Origin of the sequence: Rhizobium sp. C104 (assembly GCF_022354505.1) — a bacterium.
In the GTDB taxonomy this organism is placed as follows: Bacteria; Pseudomonadota; Alphaproteobacteria; order Rhizobiales; family Rhizobiaceae; genus Rhizobium; species Rhizobium redzepovicii.
In genome coordinates, this window is record NZ_CP092348.1 from 1157225 (window position 1) to 1181238 (window position 24014).

A 24014-nucleotide genomic window follows, 5' to 3' on the forward strand; every position below is an offset into this window, starting at 1 on the left:
AATATGCCGCCGCGACGGTGCGGGGCGCCGGTCGCATGGAGGAAATCATGGACAATTTGAACCTGACGACCCTGCAAAAGGGGCAGACGATGGTCAATGATGTGGCCATTGATGCATTTTCTGCCGGATTTCGCGGCAAGCTCCTAACCGGCAAGGATCTGGATTACAACGAGGCGCGGTCGATCTGGAATGCGATGATCGACCGGCGGCCCGGGCTTATCGCGCGTTGCGCCGGTGCTGCAGATGTCATGCGCGCGGTGCGGTTTGCCCGCGACAACAATCTTCTCGTTTCGGTGCGCGGCGGTGGGCACGGCATTGCCGGCAACGCGGTCTGCGAGGGCGGCGTCGTCATCGACCTGTCGGCGATGAAATCGGTGCGGGTCGACCCGGAGACGCGCCGCGCCAGGATCGAGCCGGGGGCAACGCTTGCCGATGTCGACCAGGAAACGCTGGCCTTCGGGCTGGTGCTGCCGACCGGCATCAATTCCACCACCGGCATCGCCGGCCTGACGCTTGGCGGCGGCTTTGGCTGGCTGACCCGCAAATTCGGGCTGACGATCGACAATCTGGTCTCGGTCGATGTGGTGACGGCCGATGGGGAACTGGTCAAGGCGAGCGAGACGGAAAGGCCGGACCTCTTCTGGGCCTTGCGCGGCGGCGGCGGCAATTTCGGTGTCGTCACCTCCTTCGAGTTTCAGCTGAACCCGCTGCATTCCGATGTTCTTGCCGGGCTGGTCGTACATCCCTTCGCTGACGCGGAGAGAGTGCTGCGGGAATATCGGCAGGCGCTGGAAGCCGCACCCGATGAACTGACCTGCTGGGTGGTGATGCGCCAGGCGCCGCCGCTGCCCTTCCTTCCGGCCGAGTGGCACGGCAAGGAGGTCGTGGTGCTCGCCATGTGCTATTGCGGAGATATCGCGGCGGGAGAAAAAGCGACGGAAAGATTGCGAGCGATCGGAAAGCCGATTGCCGATGTCGTCGGTCCGGTGCCGTTCACCGGCTGGCAGCAGGCATTCGATCCGTTGCTGACGCCAGGTGCGCGCAATTACTGGAAGAGCCAGGATTTCGCCTCGCTCTCGGATGCGGCGATCGAGGTGCTGCTCAACGCCGTGCGCAAGCTGCCGGGACCGGAATGCGAGATATTCGTCGGCCATGTCGGTGGCGCGGCCGGCCGTATTGCCACCGAGGCCACCGCATTTCCGCAGCGCAGTTCGCATTTCGTCATGAACGTGCATGCGCGCTGGCGGGAGGCCGGGATGGATGCAAATTGCACCGGCTGGGCGCGCGAACTTTTCGAGGCAACCAAGCCGCATGCCGTGGGAACCGCCTATATCAACTTCATGCCTGATGACGAGGCCGATCGGGTGGAAATGGCCTATGGCGCCAATTACGCCCGGCTTGCCGAAATCAAGCGGCGTTATGATCCTGACAATCTGTTCCGGATGAATCAGAACGTCAAACCGATGGCGGCTGTGCGAGCTGCGTGAGTGGATCGAAACGGAACTTGGCTGCAGTGAAAACCCCTCCCGACAAGGGAGGGGCTTGATGCTGCTGCCGATGCTTTGCATTCGTCCCTTTGTGGGTCTATCCCTCAGGTTTCGGCGCGATCGTCACGTCGGCGCCATAGGCATCGCGCAGTTCATTTTCCTGTCCCGGCTGCCGGTCGGCCGCCTGATGCAGCAGGATCGACTCGTATCCTTGCAGGCGCGTCCCCTTGATCAGTGTGATATCGGCATTTCCGGGGTTGTCGGAACGCTCGAACCACTCGACGGGGCGGTGGAGAAAATTCATTTCGACTGCCCGATTGGTGACGCCATGGCCGACGATCACGACGTTGTGGCTGCTGTTTTCGGCGTCGCGCATGACGGTCTGCAGGAAGAGGCGCACCCGCTGGGCCACATCCGCCCGGCTCTCGCCATCCGGCGGCCGCGCGTAGAACTTGCCGCTGTTGCTGCGCAGCCTCGCCCATTTTTCGAATTCTTCGGGGAATTTCTGCTTCTGTTCGGCATGGTCATAGATTTCGGTGAAAAGACCGAAATCCTGCTCGCGCAGCAGGTAATCCTCCCGGATCTCGCCGATGAAGCTTTCCGGCAAGGCTGTCAGCAAGGCATCCTTGCTCTGCCGTGTCCTGAGGAATGGTGAGTACCAGATCTGCAGCTTGCCGAAATCGGCGCGTGGCAATGCCTTCAGATAGGAGGCGATGGCGCTGCCGGCTTCGACCGCCTGACGGTGGCCCCACTGTGTCAGCGGCACGTTGTGATCACCGAATTGGCGATAGGCCTGTTCGTTGAGGTTGCCGAGAGATTCGCCGTGGCGAACGAGAAAGAGGCGCATCAGCCATCCCGCAGTGTCGGATCTGGAATCGCCGCCATCATGAACGTGCCCGATGGAGAGGGCAACATCGCCACCGCGCCGGCTTTTCCGCAACCTGTCATCTTCCTGAAACACGAGTCTGGTTTTGGAAGGCTAGATGAAAGATGGGGCATGAGCGACGCTCGTGATAGACATGATGGAACCCAGACATTTCCGCACGCTCTTCATTTCCGATGTCCATCTCGGCTCGAAGGCCGCGAAGGCTGATTTCCTCCTGGATTTCCTGCGCCACCACGAGGCCGATACGATCGTGCTCGTCGGCGACATCGTCGACGGCTGGCGCCTGAAGCGCAGCTGGTACTGGCCGCAGGTCTGCAACGACGTGGTCCAGAAGCTGTTGCGCAAGGCGCGCAAGGGCACGCGCGTCGTCTATATTCCCGGCAATCACGACGAATTTCTGCGCGACTTCCCGGGCATGCATTTCGGCGGCATCGAGGTTGTCGAGCGCATGATGCATAACGGCGCCGACGGCAAGAAATATCTGATCCTGCACGGCGACGAATTCGACGTCGTCGTCCGCAACGCCCGCCTGCTCGCCTATCTCGGCGACTGGGCCTACGATACGGCGATCCGCATCAACCTCCTGCTCGCGGCCGTGCGCCGCCGCCTCGGTATGCCCTATTGGTCGTTTTCGGCCTGGGCGAAGCTGCAGGTCAAACATGCCGTCAACTTCATCGGCGAGTTCGAGCGCGTCGTGGCGGAGGAAGCTCGCAAAAACGGCGCCGACGGTGTCATCTGCGGACACATCCATCACGCCATCATCCAGGACATGGACGGCATCCGCTACATCAATACGGGCGATTGGGTGGAAAGCTGCACGGCGGTCGCCGAACATGAGGATGGCGCCTTCGAACTGATCACCTGGCGAGCGCTCGCCAGCAGCGTGCCGACGCTTTCCGCCATTGAAATGCACGATGAAGGCGAACTGGCCCCGCAGGCGGCCTGATTTCGGCATCGGCGCGTCCGCACTCCACCGACTTACCCGTTACCGTCGGGCGACAGGCTGTATTTATTTTCTAAAACGTTTCAGTAGGGCTATTTCTCGCAATAGGCGCCTCCAGGGTGGTGTGTTAGGACAACGACCAGTTTCCTTCAGGTCCACCAATGATTCCCGCCCAACATTCCCCGAGTGAGGGAGCGCCCCCGCGCTTCCGGCTGCTCAGCGCGCTTTCCTATTGCGCACCGCTGCTCGTCAACGGCATCGTTCTGCCGTTCTTTCCGGTCTGGCTTGCGACCCACAGTTTCAGCGACCACGAGATCGGCATCATCCTTGCCATACCGATGGTGGTGCGCGTGCTGGTGGCGCCCGTCGTCGCGATGATTGCCGACCGTCTGAAGGAGCGCGCCGACGTGCTGCTCTGGTCAGGCAGCCTGTCGCTGCTGACGGCTATCGCGCTTTTCTGGACGACGAGCTTCTGGCCGGTGACGATCGTCTATGCGCTGCAGGGCGCCACCTTCGCGCCCTATGTGCCCGTCGTCGAATCGATCGTCATTTCGGGTGTGCGCCGCTGGGGGCTCGATTACGGATCGATGCGCGTCTGGGGCTCTATTGCCTTCATCGTCTCGACGCTGGTCGGTGGCCAACTGATCAGCCGGTGGGGCGGCGGATTGGTGCTCGATGTCATGGTGTTCGGCTTTGCCATGACGGTCGTCATGGCGATCTTCTGTCCGCGCATCGGGCCGACGCGGCGGCGTGGCCAGCCGATCAACATTCCGGCCGCCACCGGCAGCGGACTGCGCGAGCCGCATTTGCTGCTGCTCTTGATCGGTGTCGCCATCCAGCAGTCGAGCCATGCAGTGCTCAACGCGTTCTCGTCGATCTATTGGCATCATCTCGGCTTTTCCGGCACGGAGGTCGGCTTGCTCTGGAGCGCCGGCGTTGCTTCCGAGGTGACGGTGTTCTTCCTGTCGAAACGTCTCAACCGGCGCTTCGACGCTTGGACGCTGATCCGCTTCGGCTGTGCCGTCAGCGTCTGCCGCTGGATCCTGTTTCCCATGAATGCGGGGTTTGCCGGGTTTTTCCTGCTGCAGTGTTTCCACGGCTTCACCTATGCCTTCGTCCATACCGGCGTGCAGCGGCGGATCATGGCGACGGTGCAGGAGACGCAGGAATCCTCGGCGCAAGGCGCCTACTTCTTCTATGTCGGCATGGCGATGGCGCTGATGACGCTGGCGTCGGGTTATCTCTATGCCTGGCTCGGCGTCGTCAGCTATTACGTCATGGCGCTGGTCGCGTTTACCGGCCTCGGCCTCGTCATATCGGCCTATTACCTTCAGCCCCAGAGCGTGCTTTCGGGCGGAAAGACCAGGGAAGCGGCGTAGCGCAGGCCGGGTTCGCGGTCGCGGGCAAGCAGCAGCGGGCCGTCGAGATCGACGAAATCGGCATTCTGGGCGAGCAGCACCGCCGGCGCCATGGCAAGCGAGGTGCCGACCATGCAGCCGATCATGATGCTGAAACCAAGCCGCTCAGCTTCCGCCTTCATCGCCAGGGCTTCCGTCAGGCCGCCTGTCTTGTCGAGCTTGATGTTGATCGCGTCATAGCGGTCGGCAAGGCTCGCAAGATCGCCGGTATGGTGGACACTTTCGTCGGCGCAGACGAGGAGCGGGCGGCGTATTTCAGCAAGCAGTGCGTCGCGGCCGGCCGGCAGCGGCTGCTCGACCAGAGCCACACCGGCTTGCGCCGCGATATCAAGATGACGTTCCAACACCGCTTCCGGCCAGCCCTCATTGGCGTCAAGGATGATTGTGGCATCGGGCGCGGCGGCGCAGACGGCGCGGATGCGGCTTTCATCGTCGCCGGTGCCGACCTTGACCTTGAGCAGCGAGCGGCCGGCATGTTCACGCGCCTTTGCGGCCATCACCTCCGGTTCCCCGAGCGAAATGGTATAGGCGGTGGTGAGTGGCTTCAGATCGGCAAGGCCGAGGCGGGTCGCAACGCTTTCACCCGTTCGTTTGGCCTCGAGGTCCCAAAGGGCGCAATCGACGGCATTGCGGGCAGCGCCAGGCGGCATCGCCGACAACAGGTCGCGGCGCGAGATCCCGGCCTCGACCAGCGGACGCGCGGCTTCGATCTGGGCGAACACGCTCTCCATGGTCTCGCCGTAGCGGCGATAAGGCACGCATTCGCCAAGCCCCCGCGCAGCGTCTTCGGCGAGCGTACAGGTAATCACCTCGGCCTCGGTCTTGGCGCCGCGCGAGATAGTGAAGGCTCCGGCAATCGGAAAGGAATTCATCTGGATATTGAGGGTGCGCGGCATTATTGCTGTCCTGTGAGCATGGAAATCGCACGTTGCTTCTGTATATTGACGCGCCGGGCGGCAAAGGATCCGCCGAGTCGGCAATGTCGCCCTTAAGCCTTGAAAGACATAAGTATCTTGAACGCCGAAAATCGCAACGTTGCCTCACTTGACGTGGACGACCAATCCGGTGGTTCGGGGCAGCATGTGCGTCTCAAGGGCAACTGGCGCAGCGCCTATGTGCATTTCGTGCTGCGCGACTTCGAGAAGCTGCTGCATCAGAAGGCCGGGGACCTGACGGTCGATCTCTCCGACATCACCGATATCGATACGGCTGGGATCTGGCTGCTGTGCCGGCTGAAGAAGGAAGAGGAGGCTGCCGGCCGAACCGTCCGCTTCGAAGGCACCAATCCGCATATCGATGAAATGCTGGAGATGTTTTCCGAGGAGCCGGCCAAACCGGAGCCGGAGCAGAAAGAGAAGGTCTCGCTTGCCGCGCGCGTCCTCGCGCCGATCGGCAGGATGACCTACGACATCTGGGACAATTTTGCCGCCGCCATGTATATCCTCGGTTCGGCAGTGCGCGGCGCGCAGATGAAGTTCGGCCGCGGCAGCGGCGTTTCCCCGGCCTCGATCGTCAACCAGATCGACCACATGGGTGTTCGCGCCGTTCCGATCATTCTTCTGATGTCATTTCTGATCGGGGCGATCATTGCCCAGCAGGGCGCCTTCCAACTGCGCTACTTCGGTGCTGAAGTCTTCGTCGTCGATCTCGTCGGCATCCTGCAATTGCGCGAAATCGGCGTGCTGTTGACCTCGATCATGATCGCCGGCCGTTCGGGCAGCGCGATCACCGCCGAAATCGGCTCAATGAAGATGCGCGAGGAGATCGACGCGCTGAAGGTGATGGGACTGAACCCGATCGGCGTGCTGATCTTCCCGCGGCTGGTGGCGCTGACCATCGCGCTGCCGCTTTTGACGGTGCTGGCGAATTTCGCCTCGCTCGCCGGCGCGGCCGCCGTCGCCTGGGGCTATTCCGGCATCACCTTCGCCAACTTCCTGTCGCGCCTGCACGAGGCGGTCACGCTGTCGACGGTGCTCTCCGGCATGATCAAGGCGCCGTTCATGGCGCTGGTCATCGGCATCGTCGCCGCCGTCGAAGGGCTCAAGGTCGGCGGCAGCGCGGAATCGCTCGGCCAGCATGTGACGGCTGCGGTGGTGAAGGCGATTTTCGTGGTCATCCTGATGGACGGGCTTTTTGCGATGTTCTATGCAGCGATCGACTTCTAGCATGGCGAATCGCGTGGAAAAACCGATCGATACGGAAGACAGGGACGACAAGAACGAGAGGGACATCGTGCTCTCGGCGCGCGACGTCACCGTTGCCTTCGGCTCCAAAGTGGTGCTCGACAATCTCAACCTGAATATCTATCGCGGCGAGATCCTCGGCTTCGTCGGCGCGTCGGGCACCGGCAAATCGGTGCTGATGCGCACTGTGCTCCGGCTGCTGCCGCGGCGTTCCGGCACGATCAAGATCCTCGGCCAGGATTTCGACGAACTCGATGAGCCGCAGCGCAACGCGCTCGACATGCGGCTCGGCGTGCTGTTTCAGCAGGGGGCGCTGTTCTCGTCGCTGACGGTCAAGGAAAACATCCAGGTGCCGATGCGCGAATATCTCGACCTGCCGCGCTCGCTGATGGACGAACTGGCGCATCTGAAGATCCGCATGGTCGGGCTCGCGGCCGATGCCGCCGACAAATATCCGTCCGAACTGTCCGGCGGCATGATCAAGCGCGCCGCCCTTGCCCGGGCGCTGGCACTCGATCCCGAACTCGTCTTCCTGGATGAGCCGACCTCGGGTCTCGACCCGATCGGCGCTGCCGAATTCGACGAGCTGATCGCCAACCTGCGCGATAGTCTGGGACTGACCGTGTATATGGTGACGCATGACCTCGACAGCCTATTTTCGGTCTGCGACCGTATTGCCGTGCTCGGAAAGAAACGGGTAATGGTGGAAGGCACGATCGACGACATGCTGGCCTATGACGATCCCTGGGTGCAGGCCTATTTCAAGGGTAAACGGGCACGGGCGATCGTGCCGCAGGATGATGGCGCGCGGCACGGCAGCAGCGGGAAGTGATCGGATAAATGGAAACCAAAGCCAATTACACGATTGTCGGTTTTTTCACGGTGTTGGTGATCGCGGCTGCCTTCGGCTTCGTCTACTGGATGGCCGAATATGGCCGTGGCGGCCCGATGACCGAGCTGATCGTGCGTATTCCGGGTTCGGCCAACGGCCTCAGCGTCGGCTCGCCGGTGCGCTTCAACGGCATTCAGATCGGCTCGGTGCAGACCCTGTCGATCGATGCCGACGATCCGCAATATTCACTGGCGTTCACCCAGGTGCGCACCGATGCGCCGATCTATCCGTCGACCAAGGCTGCTCTTGAAATTCAGGGCCTGACCGGGGCTGCCTATATCGAACTGTCGGGCGGCCGCAAGGGCGAGGAAAGCATCCTCCAGCATGCGATCGACAACGGCAAACGCGCCGTCATCGTCGCCGATCAGTCGAGCGTCACCAATCTACTGGCGACCGCTGACAAGATCCTCGATCGCGCCAATGACGCGGTCGGCGAACTTCAGGGATTCATCGAAGATTTCACGCGCGCCCCTCACTCAGACGTTCAAGAATGCCGAGACCTTCTCGGATGCGCTTGCCAAGAATTCCGGCAATATCGACGCCTTCCTACAGAGCGTCGGCGAGCTGTCGAATACGGTGAAGGCGGTCTCCGGCCGTGTCGATTCGACGCTTCAAGCGGTGGAATCGCTGGTCAAGGCGGTCGACGCCCAGAAAATCGACAATATCGTTTCCAACGCCGAAAAGATCACTGCCAATGTCGCCGATGCCTCTGGAGATCTGAAGGGGGCGATCCAGAAGTTCGACCAGACGGCCACCACCTTCAACGATTTCGGCAAGCAGGCCCAGGCGACGCTCGACCGCGTCGACACGCTCGTCGCCCAGATCGACCCCGCCAAGGTGAAGGGCTCTGTCGACGACATCGCGCAGGCGACCAAGGATGCGCGTGCAGCCGTTGCCTCGATCCGGGATGTCGCAAACACGGTTTCGTCGCGCCAGAAAGATATCGACCAGACGATCCAGGACGTCTCGCAGCTTGCCAACAAGCTGAATTCGGCCTCGACCCGCATCGACGGCATTCTCATCAAAGTCGATGCGCTGCTCGGCACCGACAATACACAATCGATGTTCGCACAAGCGCGCGATACGCTGGAATCCTTCAAGAAGGTCGCCGACAATCTGAATGCACGCATCGGGCCGATCGCCGACAATCTGCAGAAATTCTCCAGCGGCGGCTTGCGCGACGTGCAGACTCTCGTCAACGACATGCGCGGAACCGTCAACAATCTCAACGACACGATCACCAACTTCGACCGCAATCCGCAACGCCTGATCTTCGGCGGGGACACGGTCAAGCAATATGACGGCCGGACGCGGCGTTAACTGGGAAGTCAGGAGTAGCCTAATATGGTCGCATCGCATCTCTTGTCGCGCCGTTCATGGATCAGGGGAACGGTGATCGCGCTGCCGCTGACGGCGCTGATCCTTTCGGGGTGCGGCACCGCGGCCAAGAACGATACCTATGACCTATCCGCCGCCGCTGACGGTGACGGACCCGCGGCCAAATCTCGCCAGATCCTGATCGCTTCGCCAACGGCGCTGAGTGCGATCGGCAGCGAGCAGATCGTCATCCGCGTTTCGCCTTCGGAAATTCAGTATCTCTCGCGGGCGCAATGGGGCGACAAGCTGCCGCGCATGGTGCAGTCGAAACTGGTGGAAGCCTTCGAGAACTCCGGCAAACTCGGTGGCGTCGGCATACCGGGGCAGGGACTGGCGATCGACTATCAGGTCGTCACCGATATTCGCTCCTTCGAGATCGACGCTTCCAACGGCAATCAGGCGGTGGTCGAAATCTCCGCCAAGATCCTCAACGACCGCAACGGCTCGGTGCGCGCACAAAAGGTGTTCCGCGCCATGGCGCCGGCCGGCGGCGACAATGCCGGCTTCGTCAAGGGCCTAGACCGCGCCTTCTCCACGGTTGTCTCCGAGATCGTCAACTGGACGCTGCGTTCAATCTGAGATGGCGTTTGGCGACCGCTGCGTCGACATCAAGGGTTGCCGATTCTGAAAAATATGCGGCTCCATGAAGTCGGGGCTGTCATCGTATTCAAATTCTTCACGAATTTGTGGAACGCATCATGTTATCGCTGTCAGGAGGCATGCTGCATGGTGGTCGTAAGAGTATTCGGAAAGTCGTCGTCGGAGGCGATCCAGCGCGATAACGACCGCCTGGCTGCGCTGCAGCAGTCTCGATCTTCTCGACACGCCGCGGGACGAAGGTTTTGAGCGGATCGTCCGCCTGATAAAGCAAATCTTTTCCATCGACATCGGCATCGTTTCCCTGATCGATGCGCACCGGCAATGGTACAAGGCCTGTTCCGGCCTCTCCGCCGACGAAGTGTCGCTCGACGACACATTCTGCCGCTGCGTGGTGGACTGCGACGAACCCGTTATCGTGCAGGATGCGACCAAGGACGCGCGCTTTTCAAAACATTCTGCGGTGACCGGCGAAGACCATATCCGCTTTTATGCCGGCGTGCCGTTGAGAACGAAGGCCGGGCATTTGATCGGAACGGTCTGCGCGATCGACCGCCGGCCGAGATCGTTCGGCAGCAGAGATCTCGACATTCTCCAGGAACTGGCGGGGGCGGCGATGGACCGCATCGAGCTCGTACAGTCGGCCGCCACCGACAGTCTGACCGAGGCGATGACACGGCGCGCTTTCAAGCAGGAAGCCGATCAGCTGATTTCGCTCGCTTTGCGGCACCAGCATGACCTGTCCTGCATCGCCTTCGATATCGACCATTTCAAGAAGGTGAACGATACCTATGGGCATGCCGCGGGAGATGCGGTTCTCAAGGCGGTTGCCTCGATTTGCAAGGCGACCCTTCGCGCCGGCGATCTGTTCGGGCGTATCGGAGGCGAGGAATTTGCCGTCGTCCTGCCGCATGTCGACCGGGAAGGGGCTTTCGCCGTCGCCGAAAAGCTCAGAGCCGCCATCGCCGCGCAGCCCATTCGCGGTGATCACGGTTCTTTGAATGTCACGGCGAGCTTCGGAACGTCGGCGCTTTCGATCGTCAGCAAGGAGATCGAGACGCTGTTGGCTCAGGCGGATGCCGCGATGTATCAGGCCAAACATGCGGGACGAAATCGTTGCGTGTCATGGAGTTCCATCCACGCCGATCACGCAATTGGTGCGCGGCGGCGGGTGCTGAAGGCAGGTTCGATCCTGTTCAACGATCGACGCTCGACCATCGACTGCACCGTCAAATCCATCGGCTCGGAAAGCGCCGGCATTTCGGTGTCCAGTTCGGCCGGCATTCCTTCCGAGTTCATTCTTGCCATCAAGGGAGAAGGATTCGAAACGAATTGCCGGGTGATCGCCCAGGACCGGCAACACCTGGAAGTGGCTTTCAGATAGAATAGCAGCCTATTTTGTCGGCTGCGCATCCGTCATCGTCGCTCCGGGCTGGTTGCTCGGCGTTGTGGAAGCTGTCGCGCTTGATGAGGGAGACAGGGTGCTGTCCAGCAGGCCTGCCATCTTGTCGTCGCGCAGGCTCGCTGTCTTTTCACCCATGACGACGCCGACGACGCGGCGGCCGTCCTTCAGCGCCGATGTCACGACATTATAGCCCGATGCGTCGGTATAACCGGTCTTGATGCCGTCGACGCCGTCATAACGATACATGAGGTTGTTGTGGCCGCGCAGCTTCATGCCGCGGAACTGGAAGCCGCGCATAGAGAAGAGCTTGAACTCCTCGGGAAAGTCCCGCATCAGCGAAATGCCGAGAGTTGCCATATCTCGCGCCGAGGTGACCTGCTCGGGATCGGGAAGGCCCGAGGGATTCCTGAAGACCGTATTCGTCATGCCGAGCTGGCGCGCCTTGTCGGTCATCGCTTTGGCAAAAGCCTGTTCGGAGCCGCCGAGCTGTTCGGCGATCGCCACGGCAGAATCGTTGGCGGACAAGACGACGATGCTTTCGACCGCTTCGCGCAGCGTCACCTGGCGGCCGGCGCCGACGGCGAGCTTGAACGGTTCCTTGCTCTCGGCATTTTCCGACATGGTGAGCTTCTGGTCCCAGGTGAGGCGTCCCTCATGCAGGGCCTCGAAGGCGAGGTAGAGCGTCATCATCTTGGTCAGCGACGCCGGATAGTTCAGGTCGTCCTGATTGGAGGCTTCGAGAACCTGACCGGATTGCGCATCGACGACGAAGCTCGCCTGGCCGGCCTCGGCCAGGGTGAACGCGCCCAGCAGAACGGCGGAAGAGAGCGCGGTGGCAAGGAGCCGGGAGGTCGTCTTGGTCATCGATGTTACTGTCTCTGTCGTTGGAAGGTCGAGCGTTGGAAGGTCGGGTCAGCCGTTAGCTAAACGCAAGCCGATCGAGAAAGTTTGTGACCAAATGAAGGACGGGCGGCAATAAAAAAGCCCATCCACAGCTGATTCATTTTGTCTCAGCGAATTGGGGTTTTGGCAAAGGCACGGGCGGCACGTAGAAAATTCGATCATGACCATGAAGCGCGCCCCTTTCTCTCGCCATTTCAGCACCTGCCTGCAGGTCGCGAGTGTGCGCGCATTTGACGGACGAGGTCTCCGCGTCCCGCTGTGACGTTGGGCGCTCCGGGCGTCCGGCGCGCTGCTGGACGTAAAGCCCCTCACCACGTCAATCAAGGCTGCCAGGGAGACAGGCGCCGTGCTCAATCTTTATCATGTCAATTCGCTCGTCCATTGGGAGGAGCGCGAGATCCATCTGCGCGATCATATGATCGGCTTCTTCTCGCAAGAGGTCGGCCGCTTTCTCAAATCGGTCAATCCGGCCTGGGATGTCAGAAGGGTCGAGGCGCCGGCGCTGATGCCGCTGGAGATGGTTTCCAGCGCCTATTCGAACGTCGATATTTGGGTCCAAGAACAGCTTTCCGCCGGCGATACCGCGCTGGTGCTGAGACCTGAGACCACGCCGTCAACCTATGCCTATATGCAGTATATTCTCGGCAACCACTCGAAGACGCGGCTGCCGCTCTGCGTCTGGCAGGCGGGCCGGTCCTATCGCCGCGAGCAGGAGCAGGCGACCAAACACATCCGGCTGAAGGAGTTCTGGCAGCTGGAATTCCAATGCGCCTTCACGACCGACAGCGGCAACGACTATCACGCCGCCTGCCTCGAACCGGTGCGCCGCATGATCGCCTCGCTGATCCATCTACCGACGCGGATCGTGCCCTCCGACCGGCTGCCGGCCTATTCCGAGGTGACGATGGATATCGAGGTCGACAATGGCGACAAATGGATGGAGGTCTGCTCGATCTCGCGACGCACGGACTTTCCGCAACGCTATCGGTCGCAACCAAAAAAAGGACCTGCTGTCGACCATGGCGTCCTCGTGCTGGAAATCGCCATCGGTCTCGATCGGTGCGTTTACAATTGGGGCATAGCGGCCGATCGGTGAGAAAGGGAACCGGGGTCGCTGCGGCGGTCCCGGCTTTCCATGGCACATGGTGCGGTTGGTAGCGAGCTGTCGTCGTTTGCCGGCGTTGAACGTTCGGGCGTCCCGTTGCTATGAATAGGATCAGCGACAAGGACACGATTGTATATCTCCTCGGGCCTACATGCATTCATCGAACAATGGGATGAGAAGCCATGCTGATTATCTTTGGCGGCTTGCCGGGGAGCGGGAAAACGACTGTTGCCCGCGCGCTCGCGAAACGGCTGGGTGCCTTATACGTCCGGGTGGACACCATCGAGCAGGCGATCAGAGTGTCCGGTGGTGACCCTGCAAGAGACGTCGGTCCGGCAGGGTATGTCGTCGCCTATGGGGTTGCCGAGGACAATCTCACCCTCGGCCGCGTGGTGATTGCCGACTCGGTCAATCCGCTTGACATAACCCGCGACGCTTGGCTGGCGGTCGCGGCGCGGTCCGGCGTGCTCGCGGTCGAAGTGGAAGTGATCTGTTCCGACAAGATCGAGCACCGCCGTCGGGCCGAGACGCGGAAAACGGATGTGGAAGGTCTGGTGAAGCCGACGTGGCAGGAAACCGTCGAGCGAGAATATGACGATTGGGGGCGGAGGCCGATCATTGTCGATACGGCTGCGAGGGATGTGCCGGAGGTCGTCGAGGCGCTGATCGTCAAGTTGAGGACCGATCGCCTGCTTCCGATTTGATGTTGGCTGTTGCTGCCGGAGCCTTATGAAAAATCAATGTTGGCGGTGGGACGGATATCGACGATCGCCCTGCCGGCGTCGAAACCGTCGAGCGTTTCATTGTGGTGGGCGACAATCTCGGAGAAGGTAAGGGTCGCCGTATCGCCGGTGGTGTGGCCATCCGCCACCAGCGTCACGTTATAGCCAAGAGAAACGGCGCGCCTGACCGTCGTGTCGACGCAGAATTGCGACATGCAGCCGCCGATGACGAGGTGAGTGATCGAGCGTTCGTTCAGGCGTTCGGCAAGGTCGGTCTCGAAGAAAGAATCGGCGCTTTTCTTGCGCACGACGACCTCGCCTGGTTCCGGCGCAATCTCCTGGCGCAGCGCCCATCCTTCCGTGCCGACGGCCAAGCGGTGACCACTGTCGCCGTCATGTTGGATCAGCACGACCGGCGCGCCCGCATTCCGAGCTTTCTCCTGAAGCGACGCCAGCCGCGCGACGGTCTCGTCGAGTGCGGCATCAATCTCGGGCTGGCGCTCCGGCAAGGCTTTTCCGGAAAGGATCGCATTCTGCACGTCGATGATCAGAAGGGCCTGGGTCATTCGGGGCGGTTTTCCGTGGCTGGACAAAGGGGGCTCGGTACTCGCCAATGGCTGCAAGAGAGGTTTTAGTCGCACCGGCATCTTACGAGAAAAGCCGCCTGACACATGGTCAAGCGGCTTTCCCTCAACGTCAATTCAAATCGGCAAACTCAGCTGAGCCTGCCTGCGGCATGGGCAAGCATGGTGTAGACCTTGCCCGTATCTGAGGTCAGGTAGGACTGCGAGACGATCTGGTTCGGGTCGGTGCGGGCGACGTCGGCCAGCAGCTTTTCGAAATCACCGATATAGCGATCGACGGCGGTGCGGAATTCCGGTTCGCGGTCATATTTGCGCTTGATCTCGTCAAAGGTCTGCTGGCCCTTCAGCGTGTACAGGCGGCGGGTGAAGACGTCGCGCTCGCCGCGCTGATAGCGGCGCCACAGATCGACCGAGGCGTCGTGATCGATGGCGCGGGCGATATCGACAGAGAGCGAGTTCAGCGATTCGACGACATGGCGCGGATTGCGGATGTCACTGCTGCGTGCGGCCGGTGTGGCGGTTTCCGCCGAGCGAGCCGGGGCACGGGCAGGCGCCTCGTCGGCGGCCTCCTCACGTGATGCGCCGCGCAGCAGATCGCTGATCCAGCCGCCGCTTTCGGCACGAGCCGGTTCCTGGCGGCCTGGTTCCTGACGGGCAGGCGCAGGCTGCGGAGCGGCAGCAGGTGCCGGCGGGGCGATCGTTCCGCGCAGGCCCGTCGCTTCGATCGGCGCGGGCGCTGCCGGCTGTGGCGGCGGGGGCGTCACCGGCTGACTTGCGGTCGGCTGACTTGGGATCGGCTGGGCGGCACGCGGGGCCGGCTGCGTCTGGGCGAGCGTGCGGGCGACGGGCTCAGAGATCTCGAGCTGCTGGCTGGAGCGGCCGACGAGCTGGGAGATATCCTGCAGCGCCTTGATCTGCTCGGCGACGGCCCGGCGCATGGCCGAGGCGCTTTCCTTGGCTTCCTCGGGAAGGTCGAAGGCGCCGCGCTTCAGTTCGGCGCGGGTGGCGTCGAGCTCGTTGCGGATGTCGGCGGCGGAGCGGCGGATATCATCGGTGGCGCCGGAGAAGCGGCCGACGGCATCATCGATCGCTTCGCGCAATGCTTCGCGCATGTGCTGGGCGGCGCCGTCGGAGGCGCGGCCGGCTTCGCCGAGCATGCGCTCGACTTCCGACAGCGACGCCGTCAGGCCACCGCGTATGCGGTTGGAGAGGTCGCCGGAGCGACGCTCGACATTGGCGAAGGTGCCGTCGATCGTCGTATTGGCCTCGTCGCCGGCGCGGGTGATCGCCTCGCGCATCGTCTCGGCGGCTTCCTGGGCGCGTTTCTCGGTTTCGGTAAGAATGCGGCCGATATCGGCGAAGGAGGACTGCACGCCCTGGCGCAGATTGCCGGTGACCTGGCTGGAGCGCTGTTCGGCTCGCTCGAACACGGTCTCGATCATGCCGCCGAGGCCGCGCATGGTCTTCTCGATCTCGTCGGAGCGTTGAACCAGGCTGACGGAGAGCGCTTGCAGCGCGCCTTCGCGCTCTTCGAGCGTCGAGGCAAGGTTGGACTGGGCGGCGCCGAGAAGCTGCGAGGCCTGTGTCAGGACCTTGGAGTGTTCGTCGAACCGGCCGATGATGCCGCCGACCTGTGACAGCGTCTGCCCCGAAATGTCGGAGAGGCGGTCGACCTTGCCTTCGAGAAGCCGGGTCGAGGCGTTGACCATTTCGGCAGCCTTGGTGGTGGAGTCGGCAAAGCGCGTCGTGGTTTCGCCGAGACGGCTGTCGACGCTGGTCAGCTTGCTCGACGGCGCGGTTCATCATCATCGCCATCGCCGCGCTGCTTTCCGACATGCGCTCGACGAGGCCGTTGACGTTGCCGACCAGGCTGTTTTCGATGGCGCTGACGGCGTTGGCGACATTCTCGGTGCGGGCGGCAACGGCGCTGGCGAGCGCTTCGTTTTCGGTACGCAGACGGTCGGCGCTGAGGTTGGCTGCTGCGGTGATGCGGGCGGCGGCCTGTTCGCCGGCATCGGTATATCGGTCGATGATCGGACGGGCAGTTTCGTCGAGGATGCGCGTCAATTCGACCGAACGGCCAGCGAGCATCGAGTTGAGGTCGCGGGTGCGCTCGTCGAGTGTCGCGCGGATCGAATTGCCGCGCGCTTCGAGCGCCCGGTCGATGCCGGAAAAGGTCGTATCGATCTCGCGGGCGCGCTCCTCGAGATTGGAGCGGATAGCGTTGCTGCGGGCTTCGAGCGCCCGATCGACATCCGCCATGGTGGCGGAAATCTCGTTGCCGGCTCCCGACAACGTTGAGCGGATGGCATCGCCGCGCGTCTCCAGAGACTGGCCGGCATCCGACAGCGCCTTGGAGATGGCATTGACCTGCGTACCGACGATGGTCTCGGCCTCGGCAACCTTGTTGACGATGGCGTTGCCGGCTTCCGAGAAGGTCTGGGCGACGGCGGCGGCCTGGCTTGCCAGCCGGCTCTGGGCTTCGGCGACGCGGGTGACGATCTGCGACGAGCGCTCATCCATGGTGCGGGTGAATTCGTCGCTTTTCGCATTGAGATCGACGGCGAATTGCTGGCCGGTCTTGCCGAGCAGCTCGGTGGTTCTCGTCGCTTCGCCTTCCATTCCCTGGGCCGCCTCGGCAACCGCGCTGCGCAGCGTCGAGGCGAGGCCGGCGGCCTTGCCTTCGATGGTGCGGTTGACGGCATCGAGGCCGACGGTCAACGCACGATCCATGGTGGACAGACGTTCCTCGATGCGTTCATTGCCGCGGTCGAGGGTTTCGCCAAGGCTGGCGGTGCGGCCGTCGATGGCGCCGGTCAGGGTTGTAGCGCGGCTGTCGAGCGTCTCGGCCAGATTGGCGGCGCGGCTGTCGATCGCCTGGGTGAGGTTTGCGGCGCTGCCTTCGAGCGTCGCGGTGATACGCCGGTTGGCGTCGTCGCTAAGCGCGCTGATACGGGAGATGCCGTCGGCAAGCACGCCGGAGAGCTGGCCGCTGGCGGCTTCGACCCTTTCGGCGACACCGCCGACGCCGTTGCTGATGCGGGTCTCGATCGCCGCTAGACCGGATTCCACCCGCGATCCGGTTTCTTCAAAACGGCCGGTCAGGCTTTCGACAGACTGATCGAGTTGGGCGGAGAAATTCTGCGTGGAGGTGGAAATCGCATTTGCCGCCTCCTGGAAGCGGCCGGCGATCTGGCCGGCGCCGGCATGCATGCGCTCTTCCAACGTCTGGGCGCTGGCATCGATAGCCTGGCGGATCGAGGCTTCACGGTCCTCCAGCGACATTTCGAGCATGCTGACGCTCGTCGCCACCGAGGTGCCGATGCTGGTCGCGTGTTCCGTCAGCGTATCGTTGATAAGCGTATGGGCCTGGTTCAGCGACAGATCGATGGCATTGGCGCGATCTTCAAGCGTCGTGCGGATGCGCTCATGGGCAGAGGTGAGCCCGCCTTCGATACGCGCCGCGGCCTCGTCGGCGAGGCCTCCGAGCCGCGCATGGGCATCGCTCAGACGACCTTCGATGCGGCCGGTCAGGCCGCCGACGAGATCCTCGAAGCGAGCGCCGCCGGCATCGAGAACGCCGGAAAGGGCGGCACTATGCTCGGAAAGCGCATTTTCGAGCCGTTGCTGATTGTCGGTGTAAGCGGCGCGGATAGCATCGGTCTTGTCGGTGAAGGCGCTGGCGACGCGCGACTCGGCGCCGGAGACGGCCTCCATGATGGCGTTGCTGCGCGCTTCGAGCACGCTGTCGAAGCGGCTCTGGTTGTCGTCGAGCGAAATGGCGAGCGCCATGGTCTTTTCGTCGAGCGTGTCGGTCAGCCTGTCGTGCGTTGCCGTTACGGCACCGATGATCGCGGCGGTGCGGTGCACCAGGGCTTCCTCGAGGCGGGCCTGGCCTTCATTCAGCGAGGAGGCGATGGCCGCAGCTTTCCGGTCGAGCACACCGTTCAGGCCGTCATGCGTGCCGGAGACCGCCTGGGTGATGGCATCGGCGCCTGAGGTCAGGGTTTCCTCGAGCCGGCTCTGGCTCTCGTTCAGCGAAATGGCAAGCGCCATTGCCCGGTCGTCGAGTGTCTCGGACAGGCGGTCGTGGGTAGTGGAGACCGCACTGAGGAAGGATTCCGAGCGGCTGTCAAGCGTGTCCTGCAGGCGGCTCTGACCTTCGTTGAGCGAGGCGGCGAGGGCTGCCGACTTTTCATCGAGCGTTTCCGAAAGCCGCTCATGCGTGCCGGACACGGCCTTGAGGAAGGCTTCGGAGCGCGCTTCGAGCGTGTCTTCGATCCGTGACTGGCTCTCATTCAGCGAGATGGCGAGCGTCATCGCCTTTTCATCCAGCGTTTCGGACAGGCGCTCATGGGTGCCGGAGACCGCATTCAAGAGGGCCGCGGAGCGGCTTTCGAGCGTCTCCTCGATGCGAGCCTGGCCTTCGCTGAGCGAGGTGGCAAAAGCTTCCACTTTGCCTTCCAGCGTTTCGGACAGACGATCATGCGTGCCGGAGACAGCGTTCAACAGAGCCGCCGAGCGGGTCTGAAGCGTCTCTTCGATGCGGGCCTGGCTCTCGTTCAAGGAGATGGCGAAGGCCGCCGCCTTTTCGTCGAGGGTCTCGGCAAGTCGGTCGCGCGTGCCGGACACGGTGTTCAGCAATGCCTCGGCACGGGTTCCAAGCGCATTGTCGATGCGGGCATGGCGCTCATCGAGCGAGGTGGTCAGGGCGGCGGCCTTGCTGTCCAGCGTTTCGGACAGGCGGTCATGGGTGCCGGAGACGGCGTTCAGCAGGGCCGTGGAGCGGGTCTCGAGCGTATCTTCAATGCGGGCCTGGTTTTCATTGAGCGAAATGGCGAGCGCCATGGCCTTTTCATCGAGTGTCTCGGAGAGGCGGTCATGCGTGCCCGATACCGCGTTCAGCAGCGCTTCCGAGCGGGTCTCGAGCGTATCCTCGATGCGGGCCTGGCTCTCGTTGAGGGAGATGGCGAGGGCCATCGCCTTTTCGTCGAGCGTCTCGGCCAGACGGTCATGGGTGCCGGAGACGGCATCGATGATGGCATCGGCGCGTGATGTCAGCGCTTCTTCGAAGCGGCCGTGATGGGTGGTAAGCGCATCGACAAGCGCACCGCCGCGCTCGGCCATGACGTTGTCGATGCGGCCGTGGGCCGTGCCGAGCGCCTCGCTGATTTCGGCAGCGCGGGCAGTCAGCATGCCGCTCAGCTCCTCGCCGCGGCCGCCGAAGGCTGCGGTGACCTGCTCGGTGCCGGCGGCAACGGCGGTGGTCAGATCGCTGGTGGTGGTGCGCAGCGTGTCGCGGAATTCGGCCGAGCGGGCCTGAAGATTGTTCTGGAGATCGGAGGTGCCGGATGCAAGCGTCAGCGCGATTTCCGAAGTGGCGCTCTGCAGCGCCGAAGTCAGTTCGCCGGTGCGGTTGGTGAGCGCCGCGGTGATTTCGTCCGCCCGGGTGCCGAGCGCGCTTTCCAGCACTTCGTGGCCGGTGGAAAGCGCAGTGGCGAGTGCCAGCGACTGGTCGGTCATCGAGGAGCTCAGCCGGTCGATGCCGGAACTTAGGATGCCGTCGATCGAATCCGAGCCGCCGGTCAGCGTCTCGTTGATGCGGGCGAGGCTCTCCATCAGCTTGGTGTCGAGCGAGCCGGTGCGCTTGTCGAAGGCGCTAGTGAATTCAGCGACCCGTTCGTCGAAGGCGGTAGACAGCTGGGCGACGGTCGTCTGGAGCCGTTCTTCGAAGAAGCCGGAGCGGACGTCGAGATCCATGACGGCGTCGTCGGCGGTGCTCTGCAGGCTCTGGCGGAAGCTCGCTCCCTTTTCATCGAGGGCGCTGTTCAGCTTCGACAGCACGTCGTCAAGCGTGCCGCCGATGGTGCGTTCACCTGAAGTGAGGCTCTCATTGATCTCGCGGGTGCGGGCGATCAGTATCTCGCTGAGCTGCTGCGTGCGCTCGTGCAGCGCGGCATTCAGTTTCTCGGTGCTGCTGTCCATGGTTGAGGCGCGCGTCTCGAATTGGCTGAGCAGTTTTTCGCCATGGTCATTGAGGTTGACGGAGAGCGCTTCGAGGCGGTTGTCGAATTCGGTGGCGAGCGCGAAACCCGATGCGTTCAGCGTCTGCAGCAGGCTATCGGTCTTGGCGGCGAGCAGGCTGCCGATCGATTGCAGGGCATTGTCCGATTTTTCCAGAATCGTCGCGGCGCGCGTATCGATCAGCGAGGCAAAGGCTTCGCCCGATGTGGAAAGCCGCACGGCGATCTCTTCGGTTGCCAGCGAGAGCTCTTCCTTCAACTGGTCATGGACGCTGCCGATCGAGGTGCGGATGCGATCGGCATGGTTGACGATCGCCTCGCGCTCCGAGCCGAGTTCGTGGACGAGGCCGCGGACGCGCAACTCGTTGTCGGCATAGGAGCGTTCAAGTGCATTAACTTCGGAATGGACAAGCGTTTCGAGTTCGGACGCACGCGCGATGGTGCGTTCGATGCCTTCATTCATGGCCGAGACCTCACGGCGCACGGCCTGGCCGACGGTCATGATGCGCTCGGAGGCGATGGTTTCCGGCTCCGCCAGTCGCAATGCGACCTCCGCCATGGAACGGGCGGCGTTGCGCATGTCCTGGGCGCGGGCGATCATGATGGCGAAAGCATAGAACATCATGACGGGGATAATGATGCCGACGAGGCCGGCGATGACGCCAGGCAGGGCGACGAGATCGGCGAGCGAACGGATCTGCCAGATCTGCGGGGCATAAAGCAGCGACATCAGGCCGAGGCCGCCCATGACCCAAAGCACTGAGAACAGCGTGGCGGTGCGCACCGCCGAGCGGCTGGAGGCGCCGTCGAAGGATTTCAGAATCGAGGCGGGCGTGTTGCGGCTGGCATCGTTGGCGGGCGTGAAAGCCGGCCCCCTGGAAGCCTGCTCGGCCCCGGCGCTGCGGCGGTTGCGGCGCTGCGCTTCTTCCTGGGCCTGCTGGTTACGCGCATTCACTGGATCAGACACATTAGCCTCCGGGGCCTCTGGCGCATCGCCGCGGCGAGACGGCACGTTATCTTTGCCGAAGTCGATCTGGAGCGCCTCGTCCAATGCCTTGAACGCCTTGTCCTCAATCGACTCGTTATATTTGTTGTTCGCCATTGGTTATGCCTCGTTACTGTCGGCCGGTCCGGCAGCGCAATCCCGGGCTTCCGCCTCGCCGGGGAACAACTTTGCCGTTCCAGCCTTCCATCCCAACGACGGACGGATAAGCATGTTATTTCAGAGTAGATAGCCGCTTTTTCAAACGGAAGGTATCAAAACACTACCATTATCCACTCGCTCGGCAAAGGCGCGTACCGTAAACCCGCTCCACCAGTATCGTAGTGACACATCTGGGCTCTTCACACAATTAATGAAGGCTTGAGATTCCAAGCTCGTTAACCCGTTGTTAACATCTTTAAATCTGCGGCACCGCTTAAAAACCAATAATTTAGCGATATTTAACGGATGTTAACCATATGGCGAGATTTCCGCCCTGCATGTGTCGGAATTTAACGCGATGGCCACCCTCCTGTCGCAGAACTGTTGCAACTGCGCACGACACGAGACGGGAGAATTGGCAATGGCAGCTCAGATGGCAGCTTTGAACATCGTATTCGAGGCGCCGGATAATGCAAAGGGACCCTGTCCCTCCAAGGTCCGGCCGATCGATCTCGTCCATCTCGCCAAGCAGACGATGGGCGACAAGTCGCTGGAAATCGAAGTCCTTCAGATGTTTGCGCGCCAGGCTCGCGCATGCCTGCAGGATATTGCGAGCGGCGAAACCATCCGCGTCGGCGCGGCCGCACACCGCCTGAAGGGCGCGGCAAGCTCGGTGGGGGCGTTCCGCGTGTCGCAGACGGCCGAAGCCGTCGAGGAAACCGGCGGTGACGCCGGGGCGACGGCAGCGCTCGGTGCCGCCGTCATCGACGCCGAGAATTTCATCCTCAAGCTCTGCCGCGGCTGAGCCTTGTTTGAGATAGTTTGAATGAGGCCCGTTGTTCCATTGCGGAACCGCGGGTCTTTTTGCGACGTCTTCCATGACGCTTTGAAGACGGCGGGCGGAGGCCCGATCTGCGAGGTTATGGCGACTTTCCCGATGTTGACTGAAGCGTCGAATTGTCGGAAGAAAATCCGCCCATCATTTGAAGACCGGAAATAGTCCTGATGCCAAAACTTACCATCGTCGCCTTCGACGGCACGCGCTTCGACCTCGATGTCGACCAAGGCTCCACCGTCATGGAGAATGCCGTGCGCAATTCGGTGCCCGGCATCGAGGCTGAATGCGGCGGCGCTTGCGCCTGCGCGACCTGTCATGTCTATGTCGATGAGGCATGGACCGAGCAAGTCGGCCAGCCGGAAGCGATGGAAGAGGATATGCTCGACTTCGCCTTCGATGTGCGCCCGACCTCGCGGCTGTCCTGTCAGATCCGCATGAAGGCTGCCTATGACGGGCTCGTGGTGCACGTGCCGGAACGCCAGGCTTAAGCGCCGAGCTGCACACTTCGCCGGAATGGGATCCACAAAAAAGACGCCTCGCGCGCTGGTGCGAGCGAGGCGAGGCGGGCGCATTACCTACGGATGAGGGAGGAACATCCGCGGCTTCGGAACGCGCCAGGAGAACCCAGCGATGAAAGAGCAGATGCCGTAGCTGCACTTTCGAATGTGTTCATATTAACGCGTCCCGGTTGAGTCTGCCAGGATGAAAAATGACCATTCAATCACTGGGGAGGGTGCAAGTTTCGCACAAGTTTCGTTGTGCAGCTAAGGTTTTCCGCTCGCAACCAGACTGAAAAAGCCTTATTTTGCGCCGGCTCGGCCGTTGATTCGATTGTTCAACAATCTCAGCATGCGCTTCTGGAAATTGACCGCCTCGACCCGGTCGAATCGCGCCTGCTGCCGATCGTGCTCCTCTATACCGCGAGCTGATTCGCCTGAGACGAGTTCCTGCATGGCCTCGCAGCTGCGCTGCTGAGGCAAGGTGCGGATGGCGCGTTCCATGGCGCGGGCCTGATCGCGGGCGATTTCGGCATGGCGCTCCTCGTGGCGCTTGATATCGCTCGACAGGGCGTCCCAGATCATTGACAGCTCCTTGCTGGCGCCCTTGCGGCTGTTCCAGCGCGGCAGGATGATCTGGGTGTGGACCGTGACCTTGACGTTGCCGACACGGCAACGTCCGTTATCCTGGATATAGGTGGCTTCACCGCCGAAGCGGATCTTGGTGGCGCCGGGGTGGCGCGCCGAGGAGCCGCTCGAGGTCGGGCCGCGCCGGCTGAGTTCGCGGTCGAGCTCATCCGCGGTTTTGCCGCGGATGTCGAAATAGGAATAGCTTTTCGATGCGATCACTTCTGCTGCCACTGGGCTGCAGACGGAAAGAGCAATGGAAAAGGCGATAGGAAGGACCATATAACGCACTGCAAGCGGCATTCTGAACGCAACCCGTGTTGAAATCGACCGGAGCTTGGGGCATAGCCACCGCAAGCGCAATATCGGATGGCGCTTTTTTC

At 62.2% G+C, this 24014-nt stretch carries 15 protein-coding genes and 3 pseudogenes; 12 read left to right on the forward strand and 6 right to left on the reverse strand.

Annotated features, from left to right (window positions below):
* Positions 1-47: 47 nt before the first annotated feature.
* Positions 48-1487: an FAD-binding oxidoreductase gene (locus tag MF410_RS06885; protein WP_097628562.1), complete on the forward strand. Its 1440-nt coding sequence runs from the start codon at positions 48-50 to the stop codon at positions 1485-1487.
* A gap of 97 nt (positions 1488-1584) precedes the next feature.
* On the opposite strand, the gene MF410_RS06890 is transcribed toward MF410_RS06885, so the two are convergent.
* Positions 1585-2334 (reverse strand): phosphoglycerate mutase family protein, encoded by a 750-nt coding sequence (locus tag MF410_RS06890; RefSeq protein WP_097628652.1) that lies wholly within the window; start codon positions 2332-2334, stop codon positions 1585-1587.
* Between the two features lie 172 nt (positions 2335-2506).
* On the opposite strand from MF410_RS06890, the gene MF410_RS06895 reads away from it, so the two are divergent.
* Together MF410_RS06895 and MF410_RS06900 are read left to right on the forward strand one after the other, a co-directional pair.
* Positions 2507-3319, forward strand: coding sequence for a UDP-2,3-diacylglucosamine diphosphatase (locus MF410_RS06895; protein ID WP_131711016.1), 813 nt, complete (start codon positions 2507-2509; stop codon positions 3317-3319).
* A gap of 158 nt (positions 3320-3477) precedes the next feature.
* The gene (locus MF410_RS06900; protein WP_097628564.1) at positions 3478-4695 is read left to right on the forward strand and encodes an MFS transporter; all 1218 of its coding nucleotides are present in this window, start codon (positions 3478-3480) and stop codon (positions 4693-4695) included.
* Here the strand turns inward: MF410_RS06900 and dgcA are convergent.
* Positions 4647-5630 carry an N-acetyl-D-Glu racemase DgcA gene (gene dgcA, locus MF410_RS06905; RefSeq protein WP_131711015.1) on the reverse strand — a complete coding sequence of 328 codons (984 nt, stop codon included), beginning with the start codon at positions 5628-5630 and terminating at the stop codon, positions 4647-4649. The genes MF410_RS06900 and dgcA overlap by 49 nt on opposite strands.
* 99 nt (positions 5631-5729) lie before the next feature.
* Between dgcA and MF410_RS06910 the strand changes: the two genes are divergently transcribed.
* The 5 genes and pseudogenes from MF410_RS06910 to MF410_RS06930 all read left to right on the forward strand — a co-directional run bounded on the left by MF410_RS06910 (position 5730) and on the right by MF410_RS06930 (position 11167).
* Positions 5730-6899 carry an MlaE family lipid ABC transporter permease subunit gene (locus tag MF410_RS06910; protein ID WP_179867166.1) on the forward strand — a complete coding sequence of 390 codons (1170 nt, stop codon included), beginning with the start codon at positions 5730-5732 and terminating at the stop codon, positions 6897-6899.
* Position 6900: 1 nt separating this feature from the next.
* A complete protein-coding gene (locus MF410_RS06915; RefSeq protein WP_097628567.1) occupies positions 6901-7749 on the forward strand; it encodes an ABC transporter ATP-binding protein in 849 nt (282 codons plus the stop codon).
* A gap of 8 nt (positions 7750-7757) precedes the next feature.
* A pseudogene (locus tag MF410_RS06920) lies at positions 7758-9129 on the forward strand (MlaD family protein).
* Between the two features lie 24 nt (positions 9130-9153).
* Positions 9154-9765 (forward strand): ABC-type transport auxiliary lipoprotein family protein, encoded by a 612-nt coding sequence (locus MF410_RS06925; protein WP_131711013.1) that lies wholly within the window; start codon positions 9154-9156, stop codon positions 9763-9765.
* A gap of 147 nt (positions 9766-9912) precedes the next feature.
* Positions 9913-11167: pseudogene (locus tag MF410_RS06930) on the forward strand (sensor domain-containing diguanylate cyclase).
* Between the two features lie 9 nt (positions 11168-11176).
* Here the strand turns inward: MF410_RS06930 and MF410_RS06935 are convergent.
* A complete protein-coding gene (locus tag MF410_RS06935; RefSeq protein WP_131711011.1) occupies positions 11177-12052 on the reverse strand; it encodes a D-alanyl-D-alanine carboxypeptidase family protein in 876 nt (291 codons plus the stop codon).
* Between the two features lie 385 nt (positions 12053-12437).
* Between MF410_RS06935 and MF410_RS06940 the strand changes: the two genes are divergently transcribed.
* Together MF410_RS06940 and MF410_RS06945 are read left to right on the forward strand one after the other, a co-directional pair.
* Positions 12438-13187, forward strand: coding sequence for an aminoacyl--tRNA ligase-related protein (locus tag MF410_RS06940; protein ID WP_131711010.1), 750 nt, complete (start codon positions 12438-12440; stop codon positions 13185-13187).
* Positions 13188-13378: 191 nt separating this feature from the next.
* Entirely contained in the window at positions 13379-13900 is a 522-nt protein-coding gene (locus MF410_RS06945) for an AAA family ATPase (RefSeq protein ID WP_131711009.1), read from the forward strand.
* A gap of 23 nt (positions 13901-13923) precedes the next feature.
* Here the strand turns inward: MF410_RS06945 and MF410_RS06950 are convergent, their stop codons facing one another.
* Both MF410_RS06950 and MF410_RS06955 read right to left on the reverse strand, forming a co-directional pair.
* Positions 13924-14484, reverse strand: a complete 561-nt coding sequence (locus tag MF410_RS06950; protein WP_131711008.1) for a cysteine hydrolase family protein — start codon at positions 14482-14484, stop codon at positions 13924-13926.
* Between the two features lie 149 nt (positions 14485-14633).
* Positions 14634-21627: pseudogene (locus MF410_RS06955) on the reverse strand (hypothetical protein).
* A 463-nt stretch (positions 21628-22090) separates the two neighbouring features.
* On the opposite strand from MF410_RS06955, the gene MF410_RS06960 reads away from it, so the two are divergent.
* Both MF410_RS06960 and MF410_RS06965 read left to right on the forward strand, forming a co-directional pair.
* Complete coding sequence (locus MF410_RS06960) at positions 22091-22474, forward strand: Hpt domain-containing protein (protein WP_003569019.1); 384 nt, start codon at positions 22091-22093, stop codon at positions 22472-22474.
* Positions 22475-22674: 200 nt separating this feature from the next.
* Positions 22675-22995, forward strand: coding sequence for a 2Fe-2S iron-sulfur cluster-binding protein (locus MF410_RS06965; RefSeq protein ID WP_085737415.1), 321 nt, complete (start codon positions 22675-22677; stop codon positions 22993-22995).
* A 312-nt stretch (positions 22996-23307) separates the two neighbouring features.
* On the opposite strand, the gene MF410_RS06970 is transcribed toward MF410_RS06965, so the two are convergent.
* Positions 23308-23934, reverse strand: a complete 627-nt coding sequence (locus MF410_RS06970) for a DUF922 domain-containing protein (RefSeq protein WP_097628575.1) — start codon at positions 23932-23934, stop codon at positions 23308-23310.
* Positions 23935-24014 lie beyond the last annotated feature (80 nt).

Excerpts from the sequence above, each read along its gene's own strand:
- MF410_RS06925 (WP_131711013.1), top strand. The coding sequence starts at position 9,154 with ATGGTCGCATCGCATCTCTTGTCGCGCCGTTCATGGATCAGGGGAACG.
- MF410_RS06885 (WP_097628562.1), top strand. The coding sequence starts at position 48 with ATGGACAATTTGAACCTGACGACCCTGCAAAAGGGGCAGACGATGGTC.
- MF410_RS06965 (WP_085737415.1), top strand. The coding sequence starts at position 22,675 with ATGCCAAAACTTACCATCGTCGCCTTCGACGGCACGCGCTTCGACCTC.
- MF410_RS06950 (WP_131711008.1), bottom strand. The coding sequence starts at position 14,484 with ATGACCCAGGCCCTTCTGATCATCGACGTGCAGAATGCGATCCTTTCC.
- MF410_RS06935 (WP_131711011.1), bottom strand. The coding sequence starts at position 12,052 with ATGACCAAGACGACCTCCCGGCTCCTTGCCACCGCGCTCTCTTCCGCC.
- dgcA (WP_131711015.1), bottom strand. The coding sequence starts at position 5,630 with ATGCCGCGCACCCTCAATATCCAGATGAATTCCTTTCCGATTGCCGGA.
- MF410_RS06945 (WP_131711009.1), top strand. The coding sequence starts at position 13,379 with ATGCTGATTATCTTTGGCGGCTTGCCGGGGAGCGGGAAAACGACTGTT.
- MF410_RS06900 (WP_097628564.1), top strand. The coding sequence starts at position 3,478 with ATGATTCCCGCCCAACATTCCCCGAGTGAGGGAGCGCCCCCGCGCTTC.
- MF410_RS06890 (WP_097628652.1), bottom strand. The coding sequence starts at position 2,334 with ATGCGCCTCTTTCTCGTTCGCCACGGCGAATCTCTCGGCAACCTCAAC.
- MF410_RS06970 (WP_097628575.1), bottom strand. The coding sequence starts at position 23,934 with ATGCCGCTTGCAGTGCGTTATATGGTCCTTCCTATCGCCTTTTCCATT.
- MF410_RS06895 (WP_131711016.1), top strand. The coding sequence starts at position 2,507 with ATGATGGAACCCAGACATTTCCGCACGCTCTTCATTTCCGATGTCCAT.
- MF410_RS06915 (WP_097628567.1), top strand. The coding sequence starts at position 6,901 with ATGGCGAATCGCGTGGAAAAACCGATCGATACGGAAGACAGGGACGAC.
- MF410_RS06960 (WP_003569019.1), top strand. The coding sequence starts at position 22,091 with ATGGCAGCTCAGATGGCAGCTTTGAACATCGTATTCGAGGCGCCGGAT.